Source organism: Saccharomonospora sp. CUA-673 (assembly GCF_001942305.1).
Classification (GTDB): Bacteria; Actinomycetota; Actinomycetes; order Mycobacteriales; family Pseudonocardiaceae; genus Prauserella.
This window is the reverse complement of sequence record NZ_MKKE01000018.1, coordinates 1-26,062: the sequence shown is the minus strand read 5'-3', so window position 1 is coordinate 26,062 and position 26,062 is coordinate 1. Positions and strand designations below refer to the sequence as shown.

Here is a 26,062-nt window from a genome sequence, read left to right as displayed (position 1 = left end):
GTCGGAGTCGTTGTCAACCCTGGGACGAGAGTCCTGCGCGGGCCGCGGGTCAGCGTGGTGGGTTGGCGCAGCTGGGGTTGAGCAGTGTGCGGACCTCGGGATCGTCCACATTGTCCTTCGTGATGATCGTCGCCCCGGTGTCGGTGGACCGGTCGGACGTGCCGTGCCGGATGGTCTCGACGGCCGCCTGGACCCCCTTGTAGCCCATGGCGAACGGGTTCTGAGCGATCAGCCCGGTCACGACCCCTTCGCGGAGCGCGTCGACCTGCCCCTCCGCGGTGTCCCAGCCGACGATCTTGATGTCCCCGGCCTTGCCCGCCTGCCGTACGGCCTCGGCGGCGCCGAGCATGCTCGGCTCGTTACCGGCGTAGATCCCGTCCAGGTTCGGGTTGGCGGTCAGGATGTCCTGGGTCACCTGCAGCGCCTTGTTGTAGTCGCTGTCGCTCGACTGCCGCGCCACCAACCGGAGACCCTGATGCTTGGCCAGGCCCCGCTCGAAGCCCTCACCGCGCGTGTCGTTCGTGCTCGTGCCGGGCTGGAACTCGACGAACGCCACGGTGCCGCGGCCGCCGAGCTGCTCGGCCAGCAGGTCCGTGCCCCGTTCGGCCGCCTGCACGTTGTCGGTGGCGTAGACCGGGACCTCCTTCGGCTGCGGCGTCGTGCCCGAGTCGATGTTGACCACCGTGGTGCCCTGGTCGACGGCCGTATTGCTCACATTGGACAGTGCCTGCGCGTCGGTGGCCGCGTAGACGAGGCCGTCGACGCCCTGGGCGAGGAAGTCCTGGAGCAGACTCTGCTGTCCGCTGACGTCGTCCTCGGAGGTCACCCCGTCCCAGTGCATCGTGACCTCACGATGCTTCGAGGCGGCACACTCGGCGCCGATGCGGACCTGCTCCCAGAAGTCGAACCCGATGGCCTTGGGTACGACCGCCAGCCGCAGCGCGTCCCCGGGCTCGGCGGCACCGGTCGGCTGCCGGACCTCGACACCGCAGCCGGCGGCGACCGTCAGGGTCAGTGTCACGCCGAGGGCGAGTAGCTTGCGCATGGTTACCCCGTATCGCCACTGAGTTTGCGCCGTTGGTAGCGGTCCCACCACACGGCGATCCAGATGATCACTCCGATGAGGACGTTCTGGTAGAAGGTCCCGATGTTGAGCTGGACGGCGCCGTTGCGAATGACCGCGACGAGGAAGGCGCCGATGAGCGAGCCGATCACCGTGCCGCGGCCACCGAACAGGCTCGCCCCTCCGATCACGACCGCGGCGATGACGTCGAGTTCGAGGCCCTCGCCGAAGTTCGGCTGACCCGAGTTGATCCGCGACGCGGCGATCATGCCGCCGAGGCCGGCCAGCGCACCGGACAGGACGTAGACCGACGTCGTGTACGACCGGACGGGAACACCGGAGAGCCGAGCGGCCTCCATGTTCGAGCCCATGACGTAGGCGTAGCGCCCCAGTTTCGTCCGGGTCAGCACGAGATACCCGGCCGCGGCCACCACGATGATCAGCAGGACCGGTATCGGGAACCCGCCGATCACACCCTGGCCGAGCAGGCGGAACGAATCGGGAGCGCCGAACACGGCGACCGCTCCCGTCGCGATCAGCACCAGCCCACGGGCCACACTGAGCATGCCGAGGGTGGCGATGAACGGTGGGAGGCCGACGACCGACACCAACAGTCCGTTGACCAGGCCGGCGGTGGCACCGACGAGGATGCCGCCCGTGATCGCCAGCGTCGGCGCGAAGCCGTACTCGGCCATGAGCAGCACGCCGACCACGCCCGACAGCGCCGCGACCGATCCCACCGACAGGTCGATGCCACCCGTGATGATCACCAGGGTCACGCCCACGGCCATGACCGCGTTCACGGAGGTTTGCGACCCCAGGTTGAACAGGTTGTCGGCGGTCAGGAACGACGGTGCGACGATCGAGAGCACGACGAAGACGACGATGAGCGCACCGGCCGCCGCGACCTGGGAGACCGCGCCGGTCATCCGGTCGGACAATCCCCGGCTCGTCCGTTGATCAGTCATTTTGGTCCTTTGCTCGGGTCGCGAGTGCGACGACGCGCTCCTCGGAGAACTCCTCCTTCGCGAGTTCGCCCGCGACACGTCCGCCGCGCATGACGAGGATGCGATCGCACATGTTGAGCAATTCGGGTAGATAGCTGGAGATGAACACGACCGCCTTGCCGTGACCGGCCAACCTGTCCATCTCGCGGAACATGTCCGCCTTGGCTCCCACGTCCATGCCGCGGCCGGGCTCGTCGAAGAACAGCACCTCGGCCTTCGTCTCGAGCCACCGCGCGAGGACGACCTTCTGCTGGTTGCCACCCGAGAGGGCCTGCACCGGACGGCCGACCCACGGGACCCGGATTCCCAGCTCGTCGCGCCGCCGGGTGGCGACGGACCGTTCGGCGCGGAGGTTGATGAGCCCGTTCCACATCGGTAGCCTCGCCATCGTGATGTTCTTGTCGACGCCGAGTTGCAGTGCCAGCCCTTCGGTCTTTCTGCTCTCGGTGAGATAGCCGATACCGGCGTCGATGGCGTCCGCCGGGCGTCTGATGTGGACTTGCGTGCCGTCGAGCGTGACTGTGCCGTGGTCGCGGGGGTCGGCACCGAACACCAGGCGGGCGACGTCGGTGCGACCCGCGCCGACGAGTCCTGCCATCCCGAGGATCTCGCCGCCGCGGACGTCGAAGGACACGTCGTCGACGACGTCGCGGCGGGTCAGGTTCCGTACCTCGAGCCGGACCGGGCCGGGCCGGGCGTGTTGGCGCGGATAGAGGTTGTCCACGGCGCGCCCGACCATGAGTGTGACGAGAGCGTTCTCGTCCAGTTCGGACACCGGCCGGGTGGTGACCACCGCGCCGTCGCGCATCACGGTGACGCGGTCACCGATCTCGAAGATCTCGTCGAGCCGGTGGGAGATGTAGAGCACGGCGATGCCGGAGGCGGTGAGGTCGCGGACGATCGCGAACAACTCCTCGGTCTGGTTCCGGGTGAGGGTCGCGGTGGGTTCGTCGAGGATCAGGACGCTCGCCTCGACCGCCAGTGCCTTCGCCATTTCGACCCGTTGCTGCGCCGCGGTCGAGAGGGCGCCCACCCGGCGGTCGGGATCGATGTCCGCGCCCACCCGGGACAGCAGGGTGCGCGCCTGGCGGCGCTGCCGGCCCCGGGAGATCCACCCGCCGCGTCCGGGTTCCCCGCCGATGAACAGGTTCTCGCCCACGGTGAGATCGGGCGCGAGCGCGAACTCCTGGTGCACCATCGCGACCCCGACGTCGCGGGCGTGCCCGGGGCCGCGGAACCGCATCGGCGTGCCGTGGAGCTCGATCACGCCGGAACTCGGCTCCTCGACCTGAGCCAGGAGTTTCATCAGCGTCGACTTGCCTGCGCCGTTCTCGCCGGCGAACACGTGGACCTCACCCGGCGCCACCTCCAGGTCGACGTCGTCGACCGCGTGCACCCCCGGGAAGGTCTTGCTCACCCGGTCGAACCTCACCGCGGGCGCTCGTGCCTCGCGTGTCACGGTTGCCTCCTCGCGATCGTCGTTGATCCGGCGAGTGGTCGGACTGCTGCGGAGTCAGGTCTGCTGGGCTGCTGCTCGCTGTTGCCGAGCCAGGAAGTGGGCGATGCCCCGCGTGGACTCGTAGAGCTGCCGGTATGCCTGGTAGTACTCGTCGTACAGGTCGTGCCGCCGCGGATCCGGCCGGACGGTGGCGACGACCGGGTTCCACGTGTCGGTGTCGTCGGAGATGCCGGTCGCGGCGGCCGCCAGCATCGCGTCGCCGTAGCAGGCGCCGACCGTTTCGCGCGCGATCTCCTGCGGTGCACCGGTGACGTCGGAGACGATCCGGGTCCACAGCCCGCCCCGGGTGCCGCCACCGACCGCGCGCAGGCGCGCGACGGAGCCGCCCGCGTCGGTCATGGCCTCGAGGTTGTGCCGGACGCCGAAGGCGATTCCCTCGAGCGCGGCGCGATACAGCTCCGCGCGGGTGTGCTCGAGCGTCAATCCGGCGACGATGCCACGGGCGTCGGGGTCGAACAGGGGAGTGCGTTCCCCCGCGAAGTACGGCAACAGCAGCAGGCCGCGGCTTCCGGCGGGAACCGCAGCCGCCTCGTCGACGAGGGCGGTGAAGTCGCCGCCGACGAGTCCGCGCAGCCAGTCGGTGACCGCGCCGGAGGTGGCCATGCCGGCCGCGAGCGTGTACGTACCGGGAAACGCACCCGAGGTCCCCCACAGCCCGCGGTGCGGGCGGGGATCGGTGAGGACCTGGACGAGGAACATCGTCGTGCCGTACATGACCATGGTGTCGCCGGGTGTGCGGACGCCGACACTGGTCGCCTCGGCCCAGGCGTCGATCGTGCCCGCGGTCACGGGAAGTCCGGCGGGAAGTCCCGTTTCCTCGGCGGCGCGTGGGGTCACCTCGCCGACGACCTCGGTCGGCCACACCAGCTCGGGCAGCGTGATGCCCGGTGCGATCCGGCCGGCCAGATCCTCGGCCCAGGCGCGGGCCCCCAGGTCGTAGAGCGGATCGGTCTGGCTGGCGGAATGATGATCGAGGACGTACCGCCCGGTGAGCCGGTGCACGAGGTACGACGAACACATGAGGAGTTTGTCGGTGCGCCGGTAGGCCTCGGGTTCGTGCTCGGCGAGCCACCGGATCTTCGGCCCGACGGCCTGCGAGGTGAGCACCGACCCGCCGCGTTCGAGCAGGGCCTGTTCGCCGATCTCCGCGGTGATCGCATCGATCTGCTCGGTCGCCCGGGTGTCCACTCCGTACAGAATGGCCGGACGCAGGGGAGCGCCGGACTCGTCAGCCGGCAGCAGGGTCGGTCCGATCCCGCTGACGGCGAGGCCGGACAGTGTGGCGTCCGGCCCGGCGGTGTCGGCGGCTGCGGACAACTCACCGGCCAGGTCCACGAAATCGGCCCACCACACGGCTTCCGCGTCGTGTTCCACCCACCCTGGACGCGGCATCGACACCCCGTGCGGCCGGCCGGCACGCGCCCGGATGACGCCGTGTTCGTCGACGAGCACGCCCTTGGAACTCGAGGTGCCGATGTCGATGCCGATGACCAGCCGTGTCATGGTGCCGATTCCCGGGTGAACTCGTCGACGGTGATGCCGAGCATGGCCGCGGCCGCGCGCAGGGTGTCGCGGTGGTCGCCGGGTACGGCGTGGATGTGGTTGGACCCGAAGCGCGTCAGGAACGTCTGCGCGGACGTGTCGATCCTGGCGAACGCGTGGGGCCACTCCGGTGTGGACGCGGTGACCAGACGGTGGGTCGTGTCGGTGTCGAAGAGCTGGAAGTCACCGCGCATCAGATGGAGCCGGTACTCGCCGTGCAGTCTCGTGAACCGTGCGAGCGTCATCTCGCCCGGTGCCGCGATGTGCTGGACCGAGGCGCCGCCTGCCGGGAAGAAGAACACCTCCGGATGCAGGGTGACGCCTGCCAGGTTCTCGGACGGATCGTCGCTCCGGGCGGCGTACCACGTGGCGTGCTGCCCGGAGTTGCACAGATCCCAGACGTCGAGGTCCGGGTGATAGTGGCGCACGTCGGCGAACAACACCGGAACCCCGGCGATGCGGTGGAGCAGCTGCATCGTGAGGGCACCATCCATATCGGCCTCGGTGGCGCAGATGTGCGGGTGCTTCGGACCGTTCCAGTCGTAGGGGTCGTTGAGGAACGCCTCGGTGACGTCCATCGTGGCGAAGTTCTCGGTGAGTTCGGGCTGAGCCTTGATACCGGAGAAGTCGATGGCGCGTTCGGCGATGATGTCGCGGACGGCGAGGTACGACCGGAGCTGACGTTCCAACAGCTCGGGCGTCAAGGCGCTGCCGTCGTAGCGCACCGCGGCGGCGTGCTTCTCCAGCCACCGGCGGGCGTGCGCGGCCTCGGCCGGATCCGCCTTGTCGGCGCGGAGGACCAGTTCGTACTGGTCGATCTCCTCGACGTCGATACCGAACAGACGCATCCACTGGTCGGTGTTGGCGACGGCGGTGTTCATGCCCATGGGACGGCCGCCGAAACGTCCGAACGTCGAGCCGCGCAGCGACGCCACCGCCGATGCCGCCGTGGCCTGCGAGGTGATCGCGGCGATCAGGTCGGGGGAGTCGGGTCCGCCGGCCAGCCGGGTATGCGCGCGGCCGATCTGGTCGAGCGCACCGCCCGCGGCGAGACTGCCCACGAGGCCGGGTTCGGTGGGATCGGTGCTGGCCACGAGGACGAGCGGACTGCGGGTCGCATCCGCGGCGAGCATGGTGAAGTGCGGGAAGGCCCAGACCGCGTAGTAGAAGACGGTGAGGTCCACGTCGGACGCGGCGACCTGCCGCGCCACGCTGGTGGCCGCCTCGTTGGTCGCCACGATGTCCCGGCCCTGCACGATCTCGTGGCCGGCGTCAGCCAGTGCTTCGGCGAGGGCGTTCTGCTTGCTGGTGATGAAGTCGGCGTTGCGCGCGTGCACGTGACCGCGGCCGTCGGAGATGCTCACCAGACCGATTCGTGCCATCGATCCTCCAGGTCGCATACGGCGATGGATGCTCAACTGGATTGTCCGGGCGGCGCCCACGAAGACCCTGGTCCTGTCGAGGCCACTGGGCGAGTAATCGTTTTCTTGAAGCTATGCCTCGTCACCCGGTAGTGTCAATAGGACGTTCGGATCCGATCGTCGGCGATCGGCAGGGGAGGAGCTGGCGTGATCACGATCAACGACGTGGCCGCCCGTGCCGGGGTGTCGACGGCGACCGTCTCACGCGTCCTCAACGGCAAGTCCACTGTGGATCAACGGCTGGCCGACCGGGTGCTGGCCGTGGCGAAGGAGCTGGGATATCGGCGGAACGGCCCCGCCCGGAATCTGCGCACCCGGTCCACGGCCGTGCTCGCGTTGGTGATCTCGGACGTCGAGAACCCGTTCTTCACCGCGATCGCGCGCGGGGTCGAGGACATCGCCCGGGAAGCGGGCTACTCGGTCGTTCTGTGCAATTCGGACGACAATGCCGAGAAGGAGGCCCGCTACGTCGACGTCGCCGTGGCCGAACAGGTCGCCGGTGTGATCGTGTCGCCGACGACCGTCGAAGCGAGCTTCGTCCCGCTGCGGGAAGCGCGCGTTCCGATCGTCGCGGTGGACCGGCCGGTTCCCGGCGAGCCGACCGACACGGTGCTGGTCGACAGCCGCATGGGTGCACGGGTGGCCACCGAGCATCTGCTCGCCCAGGGCTACACCGCGGTGGCGTGCCTGACCGGACCGCGGGGCGTGCCCACGGCCGACGACCGTGCGGCCGGCTACCGGGACGCGTTGCGTGCCGCCGGCCGAGGGTCGCGGCGGGCGGTCGTGGCGCGTGCCGAGTACCGGGCGTCGGGGGCGCGTGCGGCGGCGGCGAAGCTGTTCGGCAGGCGGGAACGTCCGGACGCGGTGGTGGTCGCGAACAACGCGATGGCCATCGGCGCGCTGGAGGCGTTGCGCGAACTGGGGGTGCGGCCGGGAACGGACGTGGGCGTGGTGACCTTCGACGAGGCCCCGTGGACGGCACTGATCGACCCACCGCTGACGGTCGTGGCCCAGCCCGCGTACGACATCGGCCGGCATGCCGCGCAGATGCTGCTCGAGCGGATCGCCGACCCGGTGCGGCAGGTGCGGACGGTGACGCTGCAGACCTCCCTCGTCGAACGTGCCAGCAGTCTGCGCGGCGACCGTGCGCGGTGACATGGCGGACGTCGGCTAGGTTGCGGGGTCGTGGACGGGACACAGCAGCACGGGGACTCGGAGAACGGGGTCCCGGAGCAGGGCGGAACTGCGGAGCGGCGACGGATCGTCGTCGTCGCGCACAATCTGCGTTCGGCACACAACGTCGGATCGGTGATGCGCACCGGGGACGTGTTCGCCGTCGAGGCCGTGTACGTCACCGGGTTCACGCCGTACCCGCAGCAGCCGGACGACGAGCGCGATCCGATCGTGGCGGCGAGGCAGACGCGCCGGTTGGCCAAGCTGCCGCCGGGGCCGAGCAGACGATGCCGCTGCGCCGGCACGACGACGTCCACGCGCTGCTGGATTCGTTGCGCGGCGAGGGTTTCACGATCGTCGGGCTCGAGATCGACCCGGCCGCGGTGGCTCTGGGCGAGTACGAGCCACCGGCGAACGTGGCGCTGTTGCTCGGCGACGAGGTCCGCGGGATCGCCCCGGACCTGCGCGACCGGTGCGACGTGCTGCTGGAGATTCCCATGCACGGCACGAAAACCTCGCTGAACGTCAGCGTCGCCGCCGGCATCGCGCTCCACGCACTGCGTGCGGCGTAACCCGACGGCTCAGGCCCGGCGTTCGATCGCGGCGTCGATGAGCCCGTCGAGTCGGGTGAGTGTGGTGGTGAGCTTCTCGATCTGGGTGCTGATGCGCGCATGTTCGGCGCGGAGCATCGCGATCTGGTGATCGGTGGTGGTGTCGGTGTCCATGCAGGGGATCAGCTCGGCGATCCGGCTGCTGGACAGGCCCGCGGCGTAGAGCTGCTGGATGGTGCGGACGCGCTCCGCGGCGTCCTCGGTGTAGGTGCGCTGCCCAGCCGGCGTGCGCTCGGGGACGAGGAGTCGCTGTTCCTCGTAGTAGCGCAGTGCACGAACGCTGACGCCGCTGCGTCGCGCGAGTTCTCCGATACGCACGGGCCCTCCCTGCGGTTTCGGCATGCGGACTTGCCCCTCACGCGGACGTGAGGTTCTAGCGTACGCGCCATGACGACATTCGACAGCGGCCAGCACACTCCGACCGATGCAGCTCGCAGCAGGCGGATCCATGGTGCGACAGCGCTCGTCACCGGCGCAACCGCGGATTGGGCCGTCATTTCGCCGGGCAGCTCGTGGAACGGGGCGCTCGCCGCGTGTACGCCGCGGCCCGACGGCCGGAGACGGTCGATCTGCCCGGTGTCGTGCCCGTTCGACTGGACGTGACCGACGAGGAGAGTGTGCGCGCCGCGGCCGCCGTGGCCGGGGACGTAACGATCCTGATCAACAACGCCGGCATCAGCCGTTTCACCAATCTTGTTTCCGGTGATCCGGCCGAGATTCGCGCGGAGATGGACACGAACTTCTGGGGCACGCTCGCCGTTGTGCGTGCCTTCGCCCCGGTGCTCGTGGCCGGTGGTGGCGGCGCGATCCTGAACGTGTTGTCGGCGCAGTCGTGGCATGCCTACCCGGGAACCAACGGCTACCACGCGGCCAAAGCGGCCCAGTGGGCATTGACGAACGGTGTGCGGACCGAACTGGCCGAGCGCGGCACGGTGGTCACCGGTCTACACCTGGGCGCTATCGACACGGACTTCAGCGCGGGTTACGACGGGCCCAAGGGCGACCCGGCTGCCGTCGCCCGTGCGGGTCTCGACGGGATCGAGGCAGGGGCGGCGGAGGTGCTCGCCGACGCATGGAGCGCGCACGTCAAGAGGTCGCTGGCCGGCGACCCGGAACGCCTGCAGGCCGAGATTCTCGGCGGGGCGGTCTGAGCCGGGCCCGGCGTTCCGATCGTTCCGTACGCGCCACGGCACCTGCGACAAGCCTCGCCCCGTGCTCGAGCACGTTTCGCCGGTGCCCGGCCGTGCTAGCCATGGCGCAGCGTCGGCGACCCGGCCGGGCGAACGGGATGGAGGTTGTCATGGTCTACGAGGATCACCGCGACCCCGCCACGGACGACCGGTCGGTGGCGCAGCTGGTCGAGGAGCTTTCCGCCGAGGTGAGCCGGCTCGTCCGGGACGAGTTGACCCTCGCGACGGCCGAGCTGCGCAGCAAAGGCATGCGGTACGGCCTCGGCGCGGGTCTCGGTGGTGCTGCCGCCGTGGCAGCGCTGTTCGGCGGAGCGACGCTCGTCGCCGCCGCCGTCCTCGCGCTGGCGTTGGTCGTGCCCGGATGGGCGGCCGCGCTCCTCGTCGGCGGGGGCCTGCTGGTGGTGGCGGGCGTGCTCGCGCTGGCCGGACGCCGGTCGGTGACCAAGGCGGGCCCGCCGGTGCCGACCGAAGCCGCCGAGAGTGTGCGAGCCGACGTGGCGAGTGTGAAGGAGTCGATGCGGCGATGAACGAACGCGACGAGTCGTCCTTTCCCAAGGATCCGCACCAGGCGCGGGTGGACATCGAGCTCACCCGCAAGGAGCTCGGTGAGACGGCACGGGCGCTGGCGTACAAGTTGGACGTGCCGAACCGTGCGAAGGATCTGGCCGCGGAGCGCACCGCCACTGTCCGCAGCCGGCTGCGGACAGTGGCAGTCGCGGCCGCGGCGCACGCGCAAGGTCGGATCGACCGCCTGCGGTCGTCCTCGGTGGACACCCGGGGCCCGGTCGTCGTGGCCACGCTCGCCGTGCTCGTGTGCGGCGGTGTGATCGTGTGGAGGGCGACCCGATGAAGATGCTGTACAAGGCGCTCAGTATCCCCGTCGGCGCCGCGGGTGGAATGCTGGCGACGACGCTGTTCGGGCAGGTGTGGAAACGCATCAGCGACGAGGACACCGCACCGCAGGCCACCGATCGCCGGTATCCCGCGTGGGAGGTCGTGCTCGCGGGTGCGCTGCAGGGCGCGGTGTTCGGCGCCGTCAAGGCGGCGGTGGACCGGGCCGGCGCCTCTGGTTACGAGCACGCCACGGGCTCCTGGCCCGGCGACGACCAGGCACGGGGCAGCTCTGCAGTCCGGTGAGGACGCACGGATCCGGCCCGTGGCCCATGTCCGTGTGGATCGGGCGGCGATCCCGCAGTGGTTCGCCGCCCGATCCACGTCGACGGGTGCTCACAGTTCCCATTCGGGCCGCCAGTCGGCATGCCCGGCGTAGACCGAGGCGATGAGCCTCAGCGTGTCGGGGTCGCCGTGGTCGGTGACCTCGCGGCGGAGGTAGGTCACCTTGTCGGGAAACGGGACCGGCGCCCGTTCCTCCTGCGCTGCCAGCGGGCCCGCCGCCAGGTGCAGTCCCTGTCCGTCGTCGGTGCGCATGATGCGGATCCGCCCGCGGCGCTCGGCCTCGTCCAGGTACGGCAGCAGCTGCTGGGCGTGCCGCTGTTCGTCCTCGTCCAGGCGGGTTCGGACGAATGTCACCAGGTCGTTGTGATCGTCGGTCATGTCCCTGGGCTTCCCCCGCACACGCGGCGTACACGTCGGATGCGGTGCCGGATGTGACGGATTTCGCCCGAAGTGTCCCGTGTGGATCGGTGAATCGGCACCGTCCTGTGTGAACCGCACGTGGACTGGTAACCCATGGCGGCGTCGAACCCGGAAGGCTGCGGAAGAGGGGACCACGACGATGCAGGCGCGACCGCGTGGACGCGGCGTGGCCGGTGCGCTGGCCTCCCTGGCGTGCGTCTGCACGTTGGCGGCCTGCGCCAGCTCGGCGCCGGCACCGCACGAACTGGAACGTGCGGGAGGGACGGTGTACTCGCAGGCACAGGTGATGGTGCTGGTGGCGGAGGCGGCGATGCGCGGGGACGCTCCCCGCCCCGCACTCGGTGTGATGCTGGACGACGCGGCCCAGACGCTCGACGACGAGCGGCAGAAGATCGCCGGTCTCACCGAGTCCGATCCGCGCACGCCTGCGCTGCTCCGGGTGGCTGGCCGCCTTCAGGACGCGATGCCTCCGCTCATGGCCGCCACCGAGTCCGGGGACCGCGGGCGGCTGTCCCGTCTGCACGCCGAACTGGAACCGGCGGCGACCCGTCTCGAGCGACTGGGGCTGTCGTGAGGAAGCTGATGACCCTGACGTTGGGGGTGCTCACCGCGATCGGCGGGTTCGTCGACATCGGTGACATCGTCGCCAACGCGACCATCGGCGCCCGCTACGGCCTCAGCCTGTCGTGGGTGCTGGTGCTCGGCGTGATCGGCATCTGTGTCTTCGCCGAGATGTCCGGGCGGGTCGTCGCCGCGTCGGGACGGCCGGTCTACGGGCTGATCCGCGACAAGCTCGGGCCCCGTGCCGCCTTGGCGAACCTCATCGCATCGTTCCTGGTCACCCTGCTGACGCTGGCCGCACAGATGGGCGGCGTGGCGTTGGTGATCGAACTCGCCAGCGGCATCCCGCACATCGTGTGGATCCTGCCGGTCGCGGTGCTGCTGTGGCTCGTGGTGTGGCGGGTGAAGTTCGCCGCGATGGAACAGGCGCTGGGACTGGCCGGACTCGCGATCGTCGCGTTCGCTCTGGCGCTCTGGTGGATCGACCCGGACTGGGCGGCCCTGGCCGGCCAGGCGACGAGTGTCGCGCCGCCCGCGGGTGAGCCGCTGCCGACCTACCTGTACTACGCGGTGGCGTTGTTCGCCGCGGCGATGACGCCGTACGAGGTGTTCTTCTTCAGTTCCGGTGGTGCGGAGGAGAACTGGCGACCCGAGGACATTCCGAGCCAGCGCGTGAACGTGCTCATCGGCTTTCCGCTGGGCGGGCTGTTGTCGCTGAGTATCGCCGCCGTCTCGGCGGCCGTGTTGCTACCCGCGGGCATGGACGTCGAGACACTCGGACAGGTCGTGCTGCCGATCGCACTGTCGATGGGAGTGGCCGGTACGGCCGTGGTGCTGTTCGGGTTCTTCATGGCCACGGTGGGAGCCGCGTTGGAGACCGCGTTGTCCTGCGGCTACATGCTCGCGCAGTACTTCGCTGGCCGTGGGGCAAGCGGCTGCGCCCGGTGCGGGCCGCACGGTTCCACATCACGGTGGCGCTGTGTCTGCTGGTCGGTGCGCTGGTGGTGCAGACCGGCATCGATCCGATCATGATCACCGAGTACTCGCTGATCTTCTCCGCGGTGGCGCTGCCGTTGACGTACCTGCCGGTGCTCATCGCCGCCAACGACAGCGACTACCTCGGCGAGCACGTCAACGGCAGGCTGAGCAACGGACTCGGGATCGCGGTGCTGGCCGTGGTGATCGTCGCCGCGGTCGCCGCGGTTCCGCTTCTGGTGGTGACGGGGATGGGCGCATGACCGACTGGCACGGACGGGAAACACTGGACCTCGGCACGGAGCTGATGGATCGGCAACTCGTCGACCCGCACGGCGTCTCGGTGGGCATGGTCGACGACGTCGAGCTTCGCCTGCGCGACGACGGACGGCTCGAGGTGGTCGCGCTCCTCACCGGCATCGCGACGTTGCAGCGACGGCTTCCACGGTGGATCGCGCGGCCGCTGGCTGCGGCGGCGGCGCTCGTCGGCGGGGCGGATCCCGAGCGACGCGTGCCCGTCGAGACGGTCACGGGCGTCGAGTCGGAGATCCGCCTCACCACCGCGGGCGCGGAGGCGACGGCGAACCCCGCGACCGACCGTGCTCGCCGGATCGTCGCGCGGATTCCGGGGGCGGGACATGCGAGCGGATGAGCTGCTCGGCGCGCCCGTGTACGACCGTGAAGGCCGACGCGGTGTGGTCATCGACGTGCGGGTGCGTGCCGACCACGAGCTCGGACGGGGCACCGTGCTGATGGTCGACGGGTTCGTGGTCGGCAACAGGGACTGGCGGTTGTTCGGCTACGAACGCATCGAGGAGCGTGGCCCCGCGCTGCTGCAGGCGCTGATCCGGTGGTTGCACCGCCACACCCGGTACGCCCCGTGGGACACGGTGGACCTGCAGGCTCTGGAGGCTGAGGGCCTGGAGGCGGCGACGGTGCAGCTGCGATGTCCGTGGACCGAACTCCCGAGGTTCACCGAGGTCTGACACGCCACCGGCGCCGGGCGATGGTGACCACATCGGACAGCGCTCGCGCGTCGGCGGCAGCGTGGACGAGCTCGTCGACACCCTGGGCGAGTGGATCCTGTGACAGCCTCTGCTGCGGCCGGGCAGCGTTTGGTGAGGAACGGTCGCGGGGGCACGGGTCATCCGGGTCCGTGCCGCCGCGCCAGCTCCACCATGCGTTCGGCGCCGTCGGTCCACGGCCGGCCGTGGCCGACCAGCACCGTCCGCGCCCCGGTGTCGGCGATCCCGTCCAGTGACTCGAGGGCCCGTTCGGGATCCGCGGTCGCTGCGCCGGAGACGATGCGCGGTCCGGTCGTCGCGCGATACGGGTCGAGCGTGACGACGGCGTCCCCGGCGATCACCGCGTCGCGGTCGGGAAAGTGGAAGGCGCAGTGACCCAGCGTGTGGCCGGGGGTGAAGACGACCCTGGGTCCGCCGGGCACCGTCAGCTGCTTCTCGCGGAGGCGGTGCACCTCGCGCACCGGCCGCGGCCACCAGGCGCGATTCCTCAGCAAGCCGGCGGCCAGGGGTAGCGCACGGAACTGAGTGGCCAGGTACGTGCTGACCGGGCGCGCGCGGCCGTACCGACGCGGATGACGGGTCAACGGGACGTCGTTGTCGTGCACGAGGACCGGAACGTCCAGTTCGGACCGGAGGCGTTCGGCGATGCCCAGGTGGTCGAAATGGCCGTGGGTGAGCAGGAGTGCCGTGATGTCCCGCAGGGGCCTGCCCACCTCGGCCATGGCGCCGCGAAGACGGTCCCAGGACGTCGGAAGCCCCGCGTCGACGACGGTGACGCCGTCGTCGTCCTCGACGAGGAACCAGTTGACGTGCGCGTGTTCGATGCGGTGGATACCGTCCGCGACGTTCGTCGTCAGCATGCCGACCTCCCGGTGCCGGGGGTGCGTTCGTGGTCGGGGGCTACCCGGACGAACGGAGAGCATGCGCGCCCCAATCGCTCGCCGGCGCGCGCGATCCCCGCGGACAGCCGTCCGCGGTGCGACGATGACGGCGGCGGGAAGGGTCCCGGCCCGCATCACCGGCCGCGGGCGGCGACCACCTCGTGCATCGGTGCCGTGCGCACCCCTTCCCGTTCGAAGCGGGCGCGGATGGCCTGGGCGATCTCGACCGAGTTGGGACGGTCGCCGTGCAGGCAGATCGTGTCGGCGTCGACGTCGATCGCCGTGCCGTTCACGGACGTGACGCCGCCGCGGAGGACGTCGATCGCCTGCTGCGCGCACGCCTCGGGGTCCTTCGCCTCCGGAACGGGCTCGATGATGATGTGGCCGTTGTCGTCGTAGTCGAGGTCGGCGAACGCCTCGCGCGCCACCGGAAAGCCGTCGGCCAGCACGCGTTCGGCGGTCGGCCCTGCCAACAGCACCAGCAGCAGGTTGGGATCGGCCTTGGTGATCGACTCGGCGATGGCGGTGGCCGCGTCCGGTTCGCGCAGGGTCAACCCGTACAGCGCGCCGTGCGGTTTGACGTGCACCAGGTCCACGCCCGCCTCGTCGGCGAACCCACGCAGCGCGCCGTACTGGTAGAGGCAGGTGTCGGCCGCGTCGGCGGGGCTCAGCGCCATAGCCCGCCGGCCGAACCCCGCGAGATCGGGAAACCCCGGGTGCGCACCGAGCGCCACCCCGTTGGCGGCGGCCAACGCCACCGAGCGGCGCATCGTCGCCGGATCGCCGGCATGCCAGCCGCAGGCGACGTTGACCGAGCTGACGTGGGGAAGCAGTGCGGCATCGTCGCCGAGTTTCCAGCGACCGAAGCTCTCGCCGGCGTCGGCATTGAGGTCGATGAGCGTCTTCATGGCCTGTCCCACCTTTCACGCGTCCTGTCACGTTAGGACACGAGGCGGATCGCCAGCCAGAGTTGCGCGCGCACATCGGGGGAGTCGAGATCGCAGTCGAGCAGCGCGGCCACCTTGCCCATCCGGTACCGCAGCGTGTGGCGGTGCACGCCGAGCTCGGTCGCCGCGGGGTCCCAGTGACCGTGGTGCGCGAGCCAGACGCGCAACGAGCGCACCAGTTCGCCGCGTTGCCGCTCGTCGTGCTCGCGCAACGGACGCAGCACCGCCTCGGCGCGGCCCACGACCTCCGGATCGGCGGCGTCGGGCAGCAGTCCGACGCCGATGTCGTCGAAGCGCACCACCGCGGCGTCCCGGCGGGTGGCCTCCGCCAACGCCTGCGCCGCCTGTCGGCGGGCGACCGGCAGGCCGCCGAAACCGGTCGGCGCCGATACCCCCAGATGCCGTGCCGAGGGCAGGTGTTGTGAGGCCGAGGCGACGGCGATCAACTGCCCGTCGAGCTGCCCGGCCACGAGGTCGGCCGCGGCACCGGAATCCACGAGCGTGGGCGAATGCCCCGACCCGGCCAGCACGACCACCGGCGGCTCGGGCAGCCGCAGCCCGAGCGGACCGGCGAGCTCGTCGAACGCGGCCCGCTGCCCGGACAACAGCAGCGTCAACGCGACCGTCCGCAGCCGCACGTCGGCCGCGGTCCGGGTTCGGGTCAACGCGATCGACAGCAGCGAGACCGCCGCGTGCGTGACGTGGTGGTCGACCGGGCAGAACGGCTCGGCCCGGCCGACCACGAGGAAGCCCGCCAGGGTGCTGCCGCCGCCCAGCGAATGCGCCGCCACGTGCTCACCGGCCGTCGACATGCCGATGCTCGAAGGCGGGCGCACGGTGCGGAGCCGGTCGAGGTCGGCGACCACGGAGGCCGTGCGTTCGGCCGCGTCCGCCGGCCGGGCGTGCACGACCCTGCCGTCGGGCTCGAGCAGCATCGCCCACCCCGCGAGCTCGACGGACAACCGGTTGATCACGCCGCCGAGGTCCTCGCCGTACATGGCGGCGGTCGTCAACGCCGTGCGGGCCGACTCGAACCGGTGCGTCTCGGCACTGCGGGCGTCGGCCAATGCCTGCGAGACCGCCTTGCCGATCTCGATGAACGGCGTGCGGTGCGGAACCTCGAGCACCGGCAACCCGGCACGCTCGGCCGCCGTCAACAACGTCTCCGGGATCGTGTCGTGGCCGAGCTCGATGCCGAACCCGAGCCCGGACAACCCCGCCGCGGCGAGTCGGCCGACGTAGGCGGCCTGCCCGTCGGCGCCGCGGGGCAACGCGATTCCGGTGGTCAGCAGCAGCTCGCCGCCGGCGAGGAACGGCGTGGGGTCGTCGAGTTCGCTGGAGTGCACCCACGAGATCGGCCGATCCGCGCCGCCGTCACCCGCACGCAGGGTCAACCCCAGCTGCGGGTCCCGGGTCAGCTCGCGCGCGGTGGGCATACCCAGCACTTTCGCACAGTTCGGCCAAGTCCGCGCCGTCGTTTTGTGCAGAGTGTCGATAGCGGGAACGTCGCCACGCGGTGCACCCTGATGTGATCGCCGACACAGGGAGGCAGGACGATGGCGGAGAAGATCCAGCTGCCGCCCCCGCGCTACGAGTACGGCGGGGACGAGTTCGTCTTCGTGGAATTGGACCAGGCCATGAGCCTGGAGGCGAACTTCGCCGGGATGGCCGTCACCAACGCCCTGCGTGAGGAGGGCATCGACGGCATCGTCGACATCTGCCCGTCGAACGCGTCCTACATGGTCCAGGTGGACCCCGACCGGCTCGACCCGCGCGAGCTCGTCGAGGAGCTGCGCCGGCTCGAGTCGACCGTCGGTTCGTTGCCCGACGACTACGTGCTCAAGACCCGCGTGGTGGACGTGCCGGTGCTGTTCGACGACCCGTGGACCCACGAGACGCTCATGCGGTTCCGCGACCGCCACCAGGACCCCGAGGCCACCGACCTCGAGTACGCGGCGCGCATCAACGGTTTCGACGCCGTGCAGGGCGTCATCGACGCGATGACCGGCGCCCCGTGGATCGTCACGATGCTGGGCTTCGTGCCCGGCCTGCCGTTCTGCTACCAGCTGGTGCCCCGGGAACGGCAGATCGAAGTGCCCAAGTACGTCCGTCCCCGCACCGACACCCCCGAGCGCACGTTCGGGTTCGGCGGCGCCTTCGCCGTCGTCTACCCGGTGCGCGGGGCCGGCGGGTACCAGATGTTCGGGATGCGCCGGCGCCGGTGTTCGACCTGTCGCAGAGCCTGCCCGACTTCGCCGACGACATCTGCTTCCCGAAGGCCAACGACGTCCTGCGGTACCGGGCGATCGACATGGCCGAGTTCGAGCAGACGCGCGCGGAGGTCGAGAACGGCACGTTCCGCTACCGGATCCGCGAGGTCGAGTTCGAACCGGCCGCGCTGCTGGCCGACCCCGACGCGGTCAACCGCGAGCTGCTGGAGGTGCTGTACCGATGAGCGACCTGCTGGTGCGATCCGGTGGTCTGTACACGACGGTGCAGGACACGGGCCGGTTCGGCTACTACCACACGGGCATGCCGCCCTCCGGTGCGATGGACGCCTACGCGGCGGTCGTGGCCAACCTGCTCGTCGGCAATCCCGACGGGGCCGGGGTGCTCGAAGGCACCTACATCGGCCCGACGCTGGAGTTCACCGACGAGCGGCTGGTGGCCGTCACCGGCGCCGACGTGCCCGTGACCGTCAACGACGAACCCGTCGAACCGTGGACCGCGGTGCGCGTCGGACCGGGCGACGTACTCGCGTTCGCCATGATCCGCGCGGGCTGCCGGGCCTACGTCGCGGTCAGCGGCGGCGTCGACGTGCCGGTATATCTGGGGTCGCGCTCGACGTACACGTTGACCGGCATCGGCGGCCACCACGGGCGCAAGCTCGTCGACGACGAGACACTCCCGCTGGGAGCCGCCACCGGATCGGGCCGCGCCGGCGCGGCGATTCCGCAGGATCTGCAGCCGGACCTGAGCGCGCCCGCCGAGCTGCGCACGGTCATCGGGCTGTGCTCCTACCGGCTCACCGAGGAGGCGCTGGCCTCGTTCCTCGACACCGACTGGAAGGTCACCAAGGACGCCGACCGGGTCGGCTACCGGCTGCGCGGCGGGCGGCTCGACTTCACCGAACGGCAGCAGCCCTTCGGCGCCGGCAGCGATCCGGCCAACGTCGTCGACCTGGGCTACCCGGTCGGCTCGATCCAGGTCCCCGGTGGCGACGAGCCGATCGTCCTGCTCAACGACGCCGTCACCGGCGGCGGCTACGCCACGATCGGCACCGTCATCTCGGTGGACCGCGACCGCATCGCGCAGACCAAGACCGGCGACACGGTGCGGTTCACCTCGGTGGACCTGGACACGGCGTTGGCGGCCCGACGGGACCGCCGGGAGCGGATCGAACGGGTCCGCCGCGAACTCGCACGGTAGGAGGCAGGAGCGAATCATGACGACGATCAAGGCCCAGATGCCGGGTGTGTTCTACCGGCGGCCCGCCCCGGACAAGCCCGTCTACGTCGAGGACGGTGCGCCGATCAGCGCGGGCCAGACCATCGCCCTGATCGAGGTGATGAAGACGTTCAACGAGGTCAAGGCCGACGCGGAGGGTGCCGCGGCAGAGTTTCTCGTCGAGGACGGGGACGAGGTCGACGTGGGTCAGGACCTCGTGCGGCTGGGTGGCACATGAGACGCGTTCTCGTGGCCAACCGCGGTGAGATCGCGGTGCGCATCATCCGCGCCGCGCACGCCGAGGGCCTGGAGACGGTCGCCGTCTACTCCGACGCCGATGAGCAGAGCCGGTGGGTGCAGCTGGCCGGCACCGCGGTGCACATCGGCAAGTCGGCCGCAGCCAAGTCGTACCTCAACTCGACCGCCCTGGTGGAGGCCGCGCGGTCGACCGGCGCCGACGCCGTCCATCCCGGCTACGGGTTCCTGTCCGAGCGGGCCGGGGCCGTCAAGGAGTTCACCGACGCGGGCCTGACGTTCGTCGGACCCGGCGTGTCGACGATCGAGACGATGGGCGACAAGGCGGCCGCCCGCGCGGCCGCGCGACGCGCCGACGTCCCGGTCGTACCGGGCAGCGGCCCGGTCGACGACATCGAGGCGGCCCAGGCGCCGCCGACGACATCGGTTACCCGGTGCTCATCAAGGCGGCGGCCGGCGGTGGGGGACGGGGCATCCGCCCGGTGTCCACACCGGACGAACTGGCCGACGCCCTGCCCGCGGCGCGCGCGAGGCGCGCTCGGCGTTCGGCGACGACACGGTGTACCTGGAACGCGCGATCCACGGCGCCCGCCACATCGAGGTGCAGGTCCTGGCCGATGCGGCCGGCACCGTGGTGCACACGTTCGAACGGGACTGCTCGGTGCAGCGGCGTCGGCAGAAGCTCATCGAGGAGGCTCCGGCTCCGGGGTTGTCGCCGCAGACGCGGACGGAGATCAACGAGGCCGCGGTCCGGTTGGCGCGCCAGGTGGGCTATCTGGGCGCGGGCACGGTCGAGTTCCTGCTGACGCCCGGCGGCGAGTTCTTCTTCATCGAGATGAACACGCGGATCCAGGTCGAGCACCCGATCAGCGAGGCGATCACGGGCGTGGACCTGGTGCGCGAGCAGTTGCGCATCGCGGCCGGCCGGCCGATCTCGTTCGCCCAGGACGAGGTGGAGGTCCGCGGCGCGGCCGTGGAACTGCGCATCAACGCCGAGGATCCGGACGAGGGATTCCGGCCGACCCCGGGAACGCTGTCGCGTATGGACCTTCCCGGTGGTCCGGGCGTGCGGGTGGACACCGGCTTCGTCGCCGGCGACCGCATCAGCCCGTTCTACGACTCGATGATCGCCAAGCTCGTCTGCTTCGGGCCCGATCGGGACACCGCGCTCGCCCGCGCTCGCCAGGCCCTGGCCGAACTGCGGGTCGAAGGGGTGGCCACGACGGTGCCGATCCACCGCCGGCTGCTCGACGAACCCGACCTCCGCGCCGGAGCCGTGCACACCCGGTGGCTGGAGGAACTGTTGCCGGATTCGACGTAGCCGCACGAGGTCGCCGGCCCGATCCCCACGGACACCGCACCACCGTCGGTTCGACAGCGTCAGACGCTTCTGCAGAAAGGGTGAACCATGACCGAGACCGAGGTCCGGACCACAGCCCGTCCGAATGTGGGAACTGCGGTCCCGCGTCGGGAAGATCCGCAACTGCTCGCCGGGAAGGGCAATTGGACCGGCAACATCGCCCCGCCGGGCACCGTGCACGTCGCCGTCCTGCGCAGTCCGTTCGCGCGCGCCCGCATCGCGTCGATCGACGTCACCGAGGCCGCGGGGATGCCGGGCGTGGTCGCCGTCTACACCGGTGCCGACCTCGCCGACGAGTGGGCCGGCATCCCGTGCGCGTGGCCGGTGACCGAGGACATCCGGATCCCCGAGCACCTGCCCGTCGCCGTGGACCACGTGCGGTTCGCGGGCGAGGCAGTTGCGGTGGTCGCCGCGGCCGACGCCGCCGCGGCCCAGGACGCGCTCGAGCACATCGACGTCGACTACGAGCCGGCCGACCCGGCTCTCGACGTGGAGGAGAGCCTCGCCGGTGGACCACATGTGCACGAGGAGTTCGGCACCAACGAGAGCTACACGTGGGAACTGGCCACGGGCGAGGTGGACGCCGCGTTCGCCGAGGCCGACGTGCACGTCGCGGAGCGCTACGTGCAGCAGCGGCTGCAGCCCACGCCGATGGAGCAACGCGCGATCGTGGCGGTGCCGGAACCGACCGGTTCGGGTTTCACGCTGTACTCCTCGACGCAGATCCCGCACATCCTGCGCAGCGTGCTGGCCGGGGTGTGCTCGGTGCCCGAGCAGGATCTGCGCGTCGTGGCGCCCGACGTCGGCGGCGGGTTCGGCGGCAAGCTCAACGTCTATCCCGAGGAATGCATCGGCATCGTTCTGGCCCGCCGGCTGTCCCGGCCGGTGAAGTGGGTCGCGGGCCGCACCGAGGACGGTCAGACGATGACGCACGGGCGGGGGCAGGTGCAGTACGTGGAGCTGGCGGCGCGCAACGACGGCACGCTGTTGGGCATGCGCGTGCGCATCCTCGCCGACATGGGTGCCTATCTGCAGTTGTTGACGCCCGGGATCCCGTTGTTGAGCGCGTTCATCTTCCCCGGCGTGTATTCGTTCGGTGCGTTCTCCATCGAGTGCAAGGGCGTGTTCACGAACAAGACGCCGACCGATTCGTATCGCGGCGCGGGCCGGACCGAGGGCATCTACGGCGTGGAGCGGGCGATGGACGCGCTGGCCCGCCGGCTGGGGATGGACCCGGCCGAGGTCCGCCGGCGCAACTATCACCCGCCGTTCGACAACGGCGCGGCCACGCCGGCGGGTTTGGAGATGGACTCCGGCAACTATCCGCTCGCGCTCGACAAGGTTCTCGACCTGGCCGGTTACGACCGGTTGCGCGCCGAGCAGCGCCGCCGGCGGGAGGCAGGCGAGCGGGTCCAGCTGGGCATCGGACTGTGCAGCTACACCGAGAACGGTGGCCTGTCGCCGTCGAAGATGACCGCCGCGTTGCGTCTCGGAGCGCCGGGGTGGGAGATGGCGAGCGTGCGCATGCTGTCCACGGGCGCGGTGCAGGTGGTGACGGGAACGTCGCCGCACGGCCAGGGGCACGAGACGACGTGGGCGCAGATCGTCGCGGATCGTCTGGGTGTGCCGATGGACAGCGTCCAGGTGGTGCACAGCGACACCCGGGCGGCGCCGTACGGTTTGGACACCTACGGTTCGCGCAGTGCCGCTGTCGGTGGCACGGCGGTGTATCTGGCGTGCGAGAAGGTCGTGACGAAGGCGCGCACGTTGGCTGCGCACATGTTGGAGGCGTCCGAACAGGACCTCGAGTTCACCGACGGCGCGTTCTCGGTGGCGGGAGTGTCGGGCGGTAGCAGTGTGACGATCCAGGAGGTCGCGGGTGCGGCGTACCTGGCGGCGGATCTGCCGGAGGGTATGGAACCGGGTCTGTCCGAGGAACAGTTCTTCGACCCGCCGAACTTCACCTACCCGTTCGGTACGCACATTTGTGTCGTCGATGTGGACACCGAGACCGGCCGGGTCACGATTCCTGAGTACTACGCGCTCGACGACTGCGGCACCGTGATCAATCCGGCCATTGTGGATGGTCAGATGCACGGTGGGATCGCACAGGGCATCGGTCAGGCGTTGTACGAGGACGCGGTGTACGACGACGACGGCAACCTCACGAGCGCGTCGATGGCCGACTACCTCGTGCCGGGCGCCCCGGACCTGCCCGACTTCACGCTCGACCACACGGTGACGCCGTCGCCGACGAACGCGCTCGGCGCCAAGGGTGCGGGGGAGTCGGGTTCGATCGCCTCCACACCCGCGGTCGTCAACGCCGTCATCGACGCGTTGCAGCCGTTGGGCGTCAACCACGTCGACATGCCGGTGACCCCGTTCCGGGTATGGGAGGCGATCACGTCGGCACAGCGGTCGTCGCGGTAGTGCTCATCGCAGTAGTGGGCGTAGGAATCGTCAGGAAGCGGTGGCGGTGGTGTCCTCGGTGCGTTCTTCGGCGGCGAGGGCACGCACCGCCGGCATCGTGATGAGCGCCGCCAGTCCGATCCCCAGTATGCCGCCGACGAGTTTGCCCACCAGCAGCGGCAGGATGAGGTTCGGTTGGAAGTTCGCTGTGAACGCCAGGTGGTCGCCCACCAGGAACGCCGCACAGACGGCGAACGCGATGCACAGCACCTTGTCCTTCGGCGGCATGTGCCGCACGAGGCGGAACAGGGCCAGTACGTTGGCCATGGCGGCCAGCAGTCCGGCGGTGCCCTCGGCGCTCATCCCGACGCGGCGTCCCAACGCGCCCAGCGGGCGCGCCAGTCCCTTGCGTAGGACGTACACCATGGGGAACGCTCCGGCGAGCATGATGCCGATGTTGCCGGCGACCTCGAGTGCGCGGTACTGGTCCTCGGCGTCGGCGATGATCGGATCGAATCCCCAGCCACCGAAAACGGCGGAGAACACGCCGGTGAAGTGCTCGATGATGCTCACGGCCAGCACGAGCTTGAGCAGCGCGTCGAGAATGCGTCCGAACCAGATGAACAGTCGGATCATGAGCTCGGGCGCGAACCAGAGTGCCGCGGCGAGTGCGACGACGAAGACGGCCAACGGCAGCAGGTTGAGCAGGATCGCGCCGGTGTCCAAACCCGACAGCGGTGCGTTCGAGGCGCTGTCGCCGGACACGTCGCCGCGGACGGTCGTCGACGTCGCGACGAGCATGGTCGTGGTGATGAGGACGCCGATCGGGATGGCCAGGACGCCGGCCATGACGCCGAGTGCCATGTACCGGTGGTCGCGGCGGTCCACCATGGCGAGGCCGACCGGAATGGTGAAGATGATCGTGGCGCCTGCCATGTAACCGACGACGCTGGCCATGATCCATCCGCCGGTGGTGGCGGCGGTCTCGTGGGCCAGTTGGTATCCGCCCATGTCGACCGCGATCAGACTGGTCGCGGCGATCGCCGGGTCGGCGCCGATGGCGTCGAACAGCGGGCCCGCGACGGATTCGACGAGTGCCGACAGGTAGGGGATGGCGGCCATGATCCCGGCGACAGGGATGAAGATGGCCCCGATGGAGTGCAGGCCTTCCTTGAATTCCTTACCGAGTCCGTGCTGGTCGTTGCGGATCGAGGCGACGGCGCCGATGATGACGAACGCCATCATGATGTAGATGACTACGTTCCCGAAGGACTCCATTGTCCTTGTCCTCTCCTCCCGCGCGGGGCGATGGCGCGCGGGGCGGCGATGTCACCGCAGTAGTGGGCGTAGGTGGTCGTTGAGGAAGGTTCCGTCGGGGTCGAATTCCCGGCGGACGGCGAGGAAGGTGTCGAATTCGGGGAACAGTTCGCCGAGCCGGTCGCGGGTCATGAAGTGGATCTTTCCCCAGTGCGGGCGGGCCTGGTACTCCTGCAGGCGTTGGTCGACGGCGCGCAGGAACGGCCAGTAGTCGGTGCCCGGCGCGCCGGACACGGAGATGACCATGGTGGCGCGCTGGTAGTTCGGGGACAGGTAGGCGTCGTCGCCGGCGGTCCAGCGCACCTCGATGGGGTAGAGCTGGTCGGGGAACTCGTCGAGCATGAGTCGGCGGATCTTGTTCAGCGCCTCGAGGCCGTGCTCGGCGGGCACCATGTATTCCATCTCGTGGAAGGGTTCGTCGTAACCGCCGGGGTAGACGCGGTATGCGCGGTCGGTGCGGTTGCCGACGTCGTCGGACACGATCCCGTCGGGTTCGGTGATCTCGACCTCGTCGTAGATCTTGACGTAGCAGTGGTTGCGCATCGGCTGGTCGGGCGGCGCGGGGAGTTGGTACAGGTCGACGGAGTGGTCGGCGGGGCACCAGAAGAACGAGAAGTGCCGGTGGTTGGCGATCAGTTCGTCCCAGGAGGATTCGATCTCCTCCCACGGCCGGTAGCTGATTTCCTCGGTGATGTAGTACGCGGGGGAGACGGCCAGTTCGACCTCGAGCATCACGCCGAGCGAGCCGATGGCGACCTGTGCGGCGCGTAGTTCGCGCAGGTCGTTCTCGCCGATTTCGACGATGTCGCCGTGTCCGTTGATGAGCCGCACGCCCGTCATGGCGGCGGACATGTTGGGCAGTTCGATGCCGGAGCCGTGCGTGGCGGTCGCGATGGCGCCGGCGATGACCTGTTTGTCGATGTCACCCTGGTTGGACAGGGACAGTCCGGCGTCCCACAGCGGGTCGCCGAGTTGGCCGACGGTGGTGCCGGCGAGCGCCGAGGCGCGCAGCCGCGCGGGGTCGGTGGAGGTGACGCCGCTGAGCCCGGTGAGGTCGAGCATGAGTCCGCCGGTGGGCACGATCGGGGTGAACGAGTGTCCCGTCCCGGCGACGCGCACGTTCATGCCCTGCCCGATCGCGTACCGCACCGCTTCGACGGCTTCGGCCTCGTCGCGTGGCCGCGAGTACATGGCGGCGGTGGCGGTGTGGTTGCCGGCCCAGTTGGTCCAGACCCGGTCGTAGCTAGTCGGCGCGGACAGCGGCGGCTCGGTCACGTCAATGCTCCGATCTCACGGTCGTCGACCGTGTGCAGGCGAGCGCGATCATGTCGTCGGCACCCGACTAGGACGTCCGAGCAGGCAACATAGATCAGCCTCGTGCGTGCTGACAAGGCCAGGTCAGAACGGTGGTGGGTCGTTGTGAACCGTACTGGGTCTTGTTCCGATCTATGTGATTCAGGAGGATCGGATTATGACCAGGAACAGAACGTCTTATACCCCGGAGTTCAAGGACCGGGCGCTGCGGATGATGGAAGATCACCGCAGAGTGCAGGAATCCTCGCGATGGAGGGCTGCTGAAGCCACAGGTGAGAAACTCGGCGTCTCACCGCACACGCTGCATAACTGGGCCAAGCAATCACGCAGGGATGCTGGGGAAGAGCCCGGTCCCTCCAGTGATGAACTCGATGAGCTGAAGCGGCTACGGCGTGAGAACCGCGAGTTGAAGAGAGCCAATGAGATCCTGAAGTCTGCTTCGGCGTTTT

At 69.9% G+C, this 26,062-nt stretch carries 29 protein-coding genes and 3 pseudogenes; 20 read left to right on the top strand and 12 right to left on the bottom strand.

Going from position 1 to position 26,062, the window contains the following annotated elements; translation table 11 throughout:
- Positions 1-49: 49 nt before the first annotated feature.
- The 5 genes from BJF85_RS10120 to BJF85_RS10100 form a co-directional block, all read right to left on the bottom strand.
- Positions 50-1,045, bottom strand: coding sequence for a substrate-binding domain-containing protein (locus BJF85_RS10120; RefSeq protein ID WP_075846833.1), 996 nt, complete (start codon positions 1,043-1,045; stop codon positions 50-52).
- A gap of 2 nt (positions 1,046-1,047) precedes the next feature.
- Positions 1,048-2,031 carry an ABC transporter permease gene (locus BJF85_RS10115; protein WP_075846831.1) on the bottom strand — a complete coding sequence of 328 codons (984 nt, stop codon included), beginning with the start codon at positions 2,029-2,031 and terminating at the stop codon, positions 1,048-1,050.
- Positions 2,024-3,487 carry a sugar ABC transporter ATP-binding protein gene (locus tag BJF85_RS10110; protein WP_075846900.1) on the bottom strand — a complete coding sequence of 488 codons (1,464 nt, stop codon included), beginning with the start codon at positions 3,485-3,487 and terminating at the stop codon, positions 2,024-2,026. Before BJF85_RS10110 ends, BJF85_RS10115 begins: the two co-directional genes overlap by 8 nt.
- A 96-nt stretch (positions 3,488-3,583) precedes the next feature.
- Positions 3,584-5,092 carry an FGGY-family carbohydrate kinase gene (locus BJF85_RS10105; RefSeq protein WP_075846829.1) on the bottom strand — a complete coding sequence of 503 codons (1,509 nt, stop codon included), beginning with the start codon at positions 5,090-5,092 and terminating at the stop codon, positions 3,584-3,586.
- Positions 5,089-6,513 (bottom strand): L-fucose/L-arabinose isomerase family protein, encoded by a 1,425-nt coding sequence (locus BJF85_RS10100; RefSeq protein ID WP_075846827.1) that lies wholly within the window; start codon positions 6,511-6,513, stop codon positions 5,089-5,091. The genes BJF85_RS10105 and BJF85_RS10100 overlap by 4 nt, the downstream gene beginning before the upstream one ends.
- A 186-nt stretch (positions 6,514-6,699) precedes the next feature.
- Here BJF85_RS10100 and BJF85_RS10095 point away from each other — a divergent pair, with 186 nt between their 5' ends.
- Positions 6,700-7,707, top strand: coding sequence for a LacI family DNA-binding transcriptional regulator (locus BJF85_RS10095; protein WP_075846825.1), 1,008 nt, complete (start codon positions 6,700-6,702; stop codon positions 7,705-7,707).
- A gap of 305 nt (positions 7,708-8,012) precedes the next feature.
- Positions 8,013-8,297 (top strand): TrmH family RNA methyltransferase, encoded by a 285-nt coding sequence (locus BJF85_RS10090; RefSeq protein WP_255375533.1) that lies wholly within the window; start codon positions 8,013-8,015, stop codon positions 8,295-8,297.
- A 9-nt stretch (positions 8,298-8,306) separates the two neighbouring features.
- Here BJF85_RS10090 and BJF85_RS10085 read toward each other — a convergent pair whose 3' ends face one another.
- Positions 8,307-8,654, bottom strand: a complete 348-nt coding sequence (locus BJF85_RS10085) for a MerR family transcriptional regulator (protein ID WP_075846898.1) — start codon at positions 8,652-8,654, stop codon at positions 8,307-8,309.
- A 194-nt stretch (positions 8,655-8,848) separates the two neighbouring features.
- Here BJF85_RS10085 and BJF85_RS10080 point away from each other — a divergent pair, with 194 nt between their 5' ends.
- From BJF85_RS10080 to BJF85_RS10065, 4 genes are all read left to right on the top strand, one after another.
- The gene (locus BJF85_RS10080) at positions 8,849-9,487 is read left to right on the top strand and encodes an SDR family oxidoreductase (RefSeq protein WP_369822136.1); all 639 of its coding nucleotides are present in this window, start codon (positions 8,849-8,851) and stop codon (positions 9,485-9,487) included.
- A 149-nt stretch (positions 9,488-9,636) separates the two neighbouring features.
- Positions 9,637-10,053 carry a phage holin family protein gene (locus BJF85_RS10075; protein WP_075846823.1) on the top strand — a complete coding sequence of 139 codons (417 nt, stop codon included), beginning with the start codon at positions 9,637-9,639 and terminating at the stop codon, positions 10,051-10,053.
- Positions 10,050-10,376 carry a DUF3618 domain-containing protein gene (locus BJF85_RS10070; RefSeq protein WP_075846821.1) on the top strand — a complete coding sequence of 109 codons (327 nt, stop codon included), beginning with the start codon at positions 10,050-10,052 and terminating at the stop codon, positions 10,374-10,376. The genes BJF85_RS10075 and BJF85_RS10070 overlap by 4 nt, the downstream gene beginning before the upstream one ends.
- Positions 10,373-10,663, top strand: a complete 291-nt coding sequence (locus tag BJF85_RS10065) for a DUF4235 domain-containing protein (protein ID WP_075846896.1) — start codon at positions 10,373-10,375, stop codon at positions 10,661-10,663. Before BJF85_RS10070 ends, BJF85_RS10065 begins: the two co-directional genes overlap by 4 nt.
- A 90-nt stretch (positions 10,664-10,753) precedes the next feature.
- On the opposite strand, the gene BJF85_RS10060 is transcribed toward BJF85_RS10065, so the two are convergent.
- Positions 10,754-11,080: a DUF6221 family protein gene (locus tag BJF85_RS10060; RefSeq protein WP_075846819.1), complete on the bottom strand. Its 327-nt coding sequence runs from the start codon at positions 11,078-11,080 to the stop codon at positions 10,754-10,756.
- A gap of 181 nt (positions 11,081-11,261) precedes the next feature.
- On the opposite strand from BJF85_RS10060, the gene BJF85_RS10055 reads away from it, so the two are divergent.
- The 5 genes from BJF85_RS10055 to BJF85_RS10040 are packed head-to-tail and all read left to right on the top strand — an operon-like array spanning position 11,262 to position 13,644.
- Positions 11,262-11,696: a hypothetical protein gene (locus BJF85_RS10055; protein WP_139320563.1), complete on the top strand. Its 435-nt coding sequence runs from the start codon at positions 11,262-11,264 to the stop codon at positions 11,694-11,696.
- 8 nt (positions 11,697-11,704) lie between these two features.
- The gene (locus tag BJF85_RS10050; RefSeq protein ID WP_255375532.1) at positions 11,705-12,715 is read left to right on the top strand and encodes an NRAMP family divalent metal transporter; all 1,011 of its coding nucleotides are present in this window, start codon (positions 11,705-11,707) and stop codon (positions 12,713-12,715) included.
- Positions 12,685-12,921 carry a hypothetical protein gene (locus BJF85_RS29965; protein WP_255375531.1) on the top strand — a complete coding sequence of 79 codons (237 nt, stop codon included), beginning with the start codon at positions 12,685-12,687 and terminating at the stop codon, positions 12,919-12,921. The genes BJF85_RS10050 and BJF85_RS29965 overlap by 31 nt, the downstream gene beginning before the upstream one ends.
- On the top strand, positions 12,918-13,310 hold the full coding sequence (locus BJF85_RS10045) for a hypothetical protein (RefSeq protein WP_075846815.1): 393 nt from the start codon (positions 12,918-12,920) through the stop codon (positions 13,308-13,310). The genes BJF85_RS29965 and BJF85_RS10045 overlap by 4 nt, the downstream gene beginning before the upstream one ends.
- A complete protein-coding gene (locus BJF85_RS10040) occupies positions 13,297-13,644 on the top strand; it encodes a hypothetical protein (RefSeq protein ID WP_075846813.1) in 348 nt (115 codons plus the stop codon). Before BJF85_RS10045 ends, BJF85_RS10040 begins: the two co-directional genes overlap by 14 nt.
- Positions 13,645-13,802: 158 nt before the next feature.
- On the opposite strand, the gene BJF85_RS10035 is transcribed toward BJF85_RS10040, so the two are convergent.
- From BJF85_RS10035 to BJF85_RS10025, 3 genes are all read right to left on the bottom strand, one after another.
- A complete protein-coding gene (locus BJF85_RS10035) occupies positions 13,803-14,543 on the bottom strand; it encodes an MBL fold metallo-hydrolase (protein ID WP_075846811.1) in 741 nt (246 codons plus the stop codon).
- A gap of 155 nt (positions 14,544-14,698) precedes the next feature.
- Positions 14,699-15,472, bottom strand: coding sequence for a LamB/YcsF family protein (locus BJF85_RS10030; protein ID WP_075846809.1), 774 nt, complete (start codon positions 15,470-15,472; stop codon positions 14,699-14,701).
- Between the two features lie 32 nt (positions 15,473-15,504).
- Positions 15,505-16,947: a PucR family transcriptional regulator gene (locus BJF85_RS10025; protein ID WP_075846894.1), complete on the bottom strand. Its 1,443-nt coding sequence runs from the start codon at positions 16,945-16,947 to the stop codon at positions 15,505-15,507.
- 120 nt (positions 16,948-17,067) lie between these two features.
- On the opposite strand from BJF85_RS10025, the pseudogene BJF85_RS29960 reads away from it, so the two are divergent.
- The 8 genes and pseudogenes from BJF85_RS29960 to BJF85_RS10000 all read left to right on the top strand — a co-directional run.
- A pseudogene (locus tag BJF85_RS29960) lies at positions 17,068-17,658 on the top strand (allophanate hydrolase subunit 1); the annotation flags it as partial.
- A 74-nt stretch (positions 17,659-17,732) separates the two neighbouring features.
- A complete protein-coding gene (locus tag BJF85_RS29955) occupies positions 17,733-17,966 on the top strand; it encodes a hypothetical protein (protein ID WP_255375530.1) in 234 nt (77 codons plus the stop codon).
- On the top strand, positions 17,963-18,940 hold the full coding sequence (locus tag BJF85_RS10015) for a biotin-dependent carboxyltransferase family protein (protein WP_075846807.1): 978 nt from the start codon (positions 17,963-17,965) through the stop codon (positions 18,938-18,940). Before BJF85_RS29955 ends, BJF85_RS10015 begins: the two co-directional genes overlap by 4 nt.
- A gap of 16 nt (positions 18,941-18,956) precedes the next feature.
- Positions 18,957-19,196, top strand: a complete 240-nt coding sequence (locus BJF85_RS10010; protein ID WP_075846805.1) for an acetyl-CoA carboxylase — start codon at positions 18,957-18,959, stop codon at positions 19,194-19,196.
- Positions 19,193-19,456 (top strand): annotated as a pseudogene (locus BJF85_RS29950) (biotin carboxylase N-terminal domain-containing protein); the annotation flags it as partial. The gene BJF85_RS10010 and the pseudogene BJF85_RS29950, both read left to right, overlap by 4 nt.
- Positions 19,457-19,647: 191 nt before the next feature.
- Positions 19,648-20,087, top strand: a pseudogene (locus BJF85_RS31330) (acetyl-CoA carboxylase biotin carboxylase subunit); the annotation flags it as partial.
- A 12-nt stretch (positions 20,088-20,099) separates the two neighbouring features.
- Positions 20,100-20,534 (top strand): hypothetical protein, encoded by a 435-nt coding sequence (locus tag BJF85_RS31325; RefSeq protein WP_369822139.1) that lies wholly within the window; start codon positions 20,100-20,102, stop codon positions 20,532-20,534.
- Positions 20,535-20,621: 87 nt separating this feature from the next.
- Positions 20,622-23,003 (top strand): xanthine dehydrogenase family protein molybdopterin-binding subunit, encoded by a 2,382-nt coding sequence (locus BJF85_RS10000; protein WP_075846803.1) that lies wholly within the window; start codon positions 20,622-20,624, stop codon positions 23,001-23,003.
- 30 nt (positions 23,004-23,033) lie between these two features.
- On the opposite strand, the gene eutH is transcribed toward BJF85_RS10000, so the two are convergent.
- Both eutH and BJF85_RS09990 read right to left on the bottom strand, forming a co-directional pair.
- Positions 23,034-24,260 carry an ethanolamine utilization protein EutH gene (gene eutH, locus BJF85_RS09995; protein WP_075846801.1) on the bottom strand — a complete coding sequence of 409 codons (1,227 nt, stop codon included), beginning with the start codon at positions 24,258-24,260 and terminating at the stop codon, positions 23,034-23,036.
- Positions 24,261-24,311: 51 nt separating this feature from the next.
- Positions 24,312-25,574: a D-arabinono-1,4-lactone oxidase gene (locus BJF85_RS09990; RefSeq protein WP_075846800.1), complete on the bottom strand. Its 1,263-nt coding sequence runs from the start codon at positions 25,572-25,574 to the stop codon at positions 24,312-24,314.
- A 196-nt stretch (positions 25,575-25,770) separates the two neighbouring features.
- Between BJF85_RS09990 and BJF85_RS09985 the strand changes: the two genes are divergently transcribed.
- Positions 25,771-26,062: transposase (locus BJF85_RS09985; protein ID WP_139320562.1), on the top strand; the 292-nt coding region annotated here is incomplete at its 3' end.

What these genes read in the sequence shown, in the direction of transcription:
- BJF85_RS10120 (WP_075846833.1), bottom strand. Translation starts at nt 1,045, where the DNA reads ATGCGCAAGCTACTCGCCCTCGGCGTGACACTGACCCTGACGGTCGCC.
- BJF85_RS10115 (WP_075846831.1), bottom strand. Translation starts at nt 2,031, where the DNA reads ATGACTGATCAACGGACGAGCCGGGGATTGTCCGACCGGATGACCGGC.
- BJF85_RS10105 (WP_075846829.1), bottom strand. Translation starts at nt 5,092, where the DNA reads ATGACACGGCTGGTCATCGGCATCGACATCGGCACCTCGAGTTCCAAG.
- BJF85_RS10100 (WP_075846827.1), bottom strand. Translation starts at nt 6,513, where the DNA reads ATGGCACGAATCGGTCTGGTGAGCATCTCCGACGGCCGCGGTCACGTG.
- BJF85_RS10090 (WP_255375533.1), top strand. Translation starts at nt 8,013, where the DNA reads ATGCCGCTGCGCCGGCACGACGACGTCCACGCGCTGCTGGATTCGTTG.
- BJF85_RS10075 (WP_075846823.1), top strand. Translation starts at nt 9,637, where the DNA reads ATGGTCTACGAGGATCACCGCGACCCCGCCACGGACGACCGGTCGGTG.
- BJF85_RS10070 (WP_075846821.1), top strand. Translation starts at nt 10,050, where the DNA reads ATGAACGAACGCGACGAGTCGTCCTTTCCCAAGGATCCGCACCAGGCG.
- BJF85_RS10065 (WP_075846896.1), top strand. Translation starts at nt 10,373, where the DNA reads ATGAAGATGCTGTACAAGGCGCTCAGTATCCCCGTCGGCGCCGCGGGT.
- BJF85_RS10060 (WP_075846819.1), bottom strand. Translation starts at nt 11,080, where the DNA reads ATGACCGACGATCACAACGACCTGGTGACATTCGTCCGAACCCGCCTG.
- BJF85_RS10055 (WP_139320563.1), top strand. Translation starts at nt 11,262, where the DNA reads ATGCAGGCGCGACCGCGTGGACGCGGCGTGGCCGGTGCGCTGGCCTCC.
- BJF85_RS10050 (WP_255375532.1), top strand. Translation starts at nt 11,705, where the DNA reads ATGACCCTGACGTTGGGGGTGCTCACCGCGATCGGCGGGTTCGTCGAC.
- BJF85_RS10045 (WP_075846815.1), top strand. Translation starts at nt 12,918, where the DNA reads ATGACCGACTGGCACGGACGGGAAACACTGGACCTCGGCACGGAGCTG.
- BJF85_RS10040 (WP_075846813.1), top strand. Translation starts at nt 13,297, where the DNA reads ATGCGAGCGGATGAGCTGCTCGGCGCGCCCGTGTACGACCGTGAAGGC.
- BJF85_RS10035 (WP_075846811.1), bottom strand. Translation starts at nt 14,543, where the DNA reads ATGCTGACGACGAACGTCGCGGACGGTATCCACCGCATCGAACACGCG.
- BJF85_RS10030 (WP_075846809.1), bottom strand. Translation starts at nt 15,472, where the DNA reads ATGAAGACGCTCATCGACCTCAATGCCGACGCCGGCGAGAGCTTCGGT.
- BJF85_RS10025 (WP_075846894.1), bottom strand. Translation starts at nt 16,947, where the DNA reads ATGCCCACCGCGCGCGAGCTGACCCGGGACCCGCAGCTGGGGTTGACC.
- BJF85_RS10015 (WP_075846807.1), top strand. Translation starts at nt 17,963, where the DNA reads ATGAGCGACCTGCTGGTGCGATCCGGTGGTCTGTACACGACGGTGCAG.
- BJF85_RS10010 (WP_075846805.1), top strand. Translation starts at nt 18,957, where the DNA reads ATGACGACGATCAAGGCCCAGATGCCGGGTGTGTTCTACCGGCGGCCC.
- BJF85_RS10000 (WP_075846803.1), top strand. Translation starts at nt 20,622, where the DNA reads ATGACCGAGACCGAGGTCCGGACCACAGCCCGTCCGAATGTGGGAACT.
- eutH (WP_075846801.1), bottom strand. Translation starts at nt 24,260, where the DNA reads ATGGAGTCCTTCGGGAACGTAGTCATCTACATCATGATGGCGTTCGTC.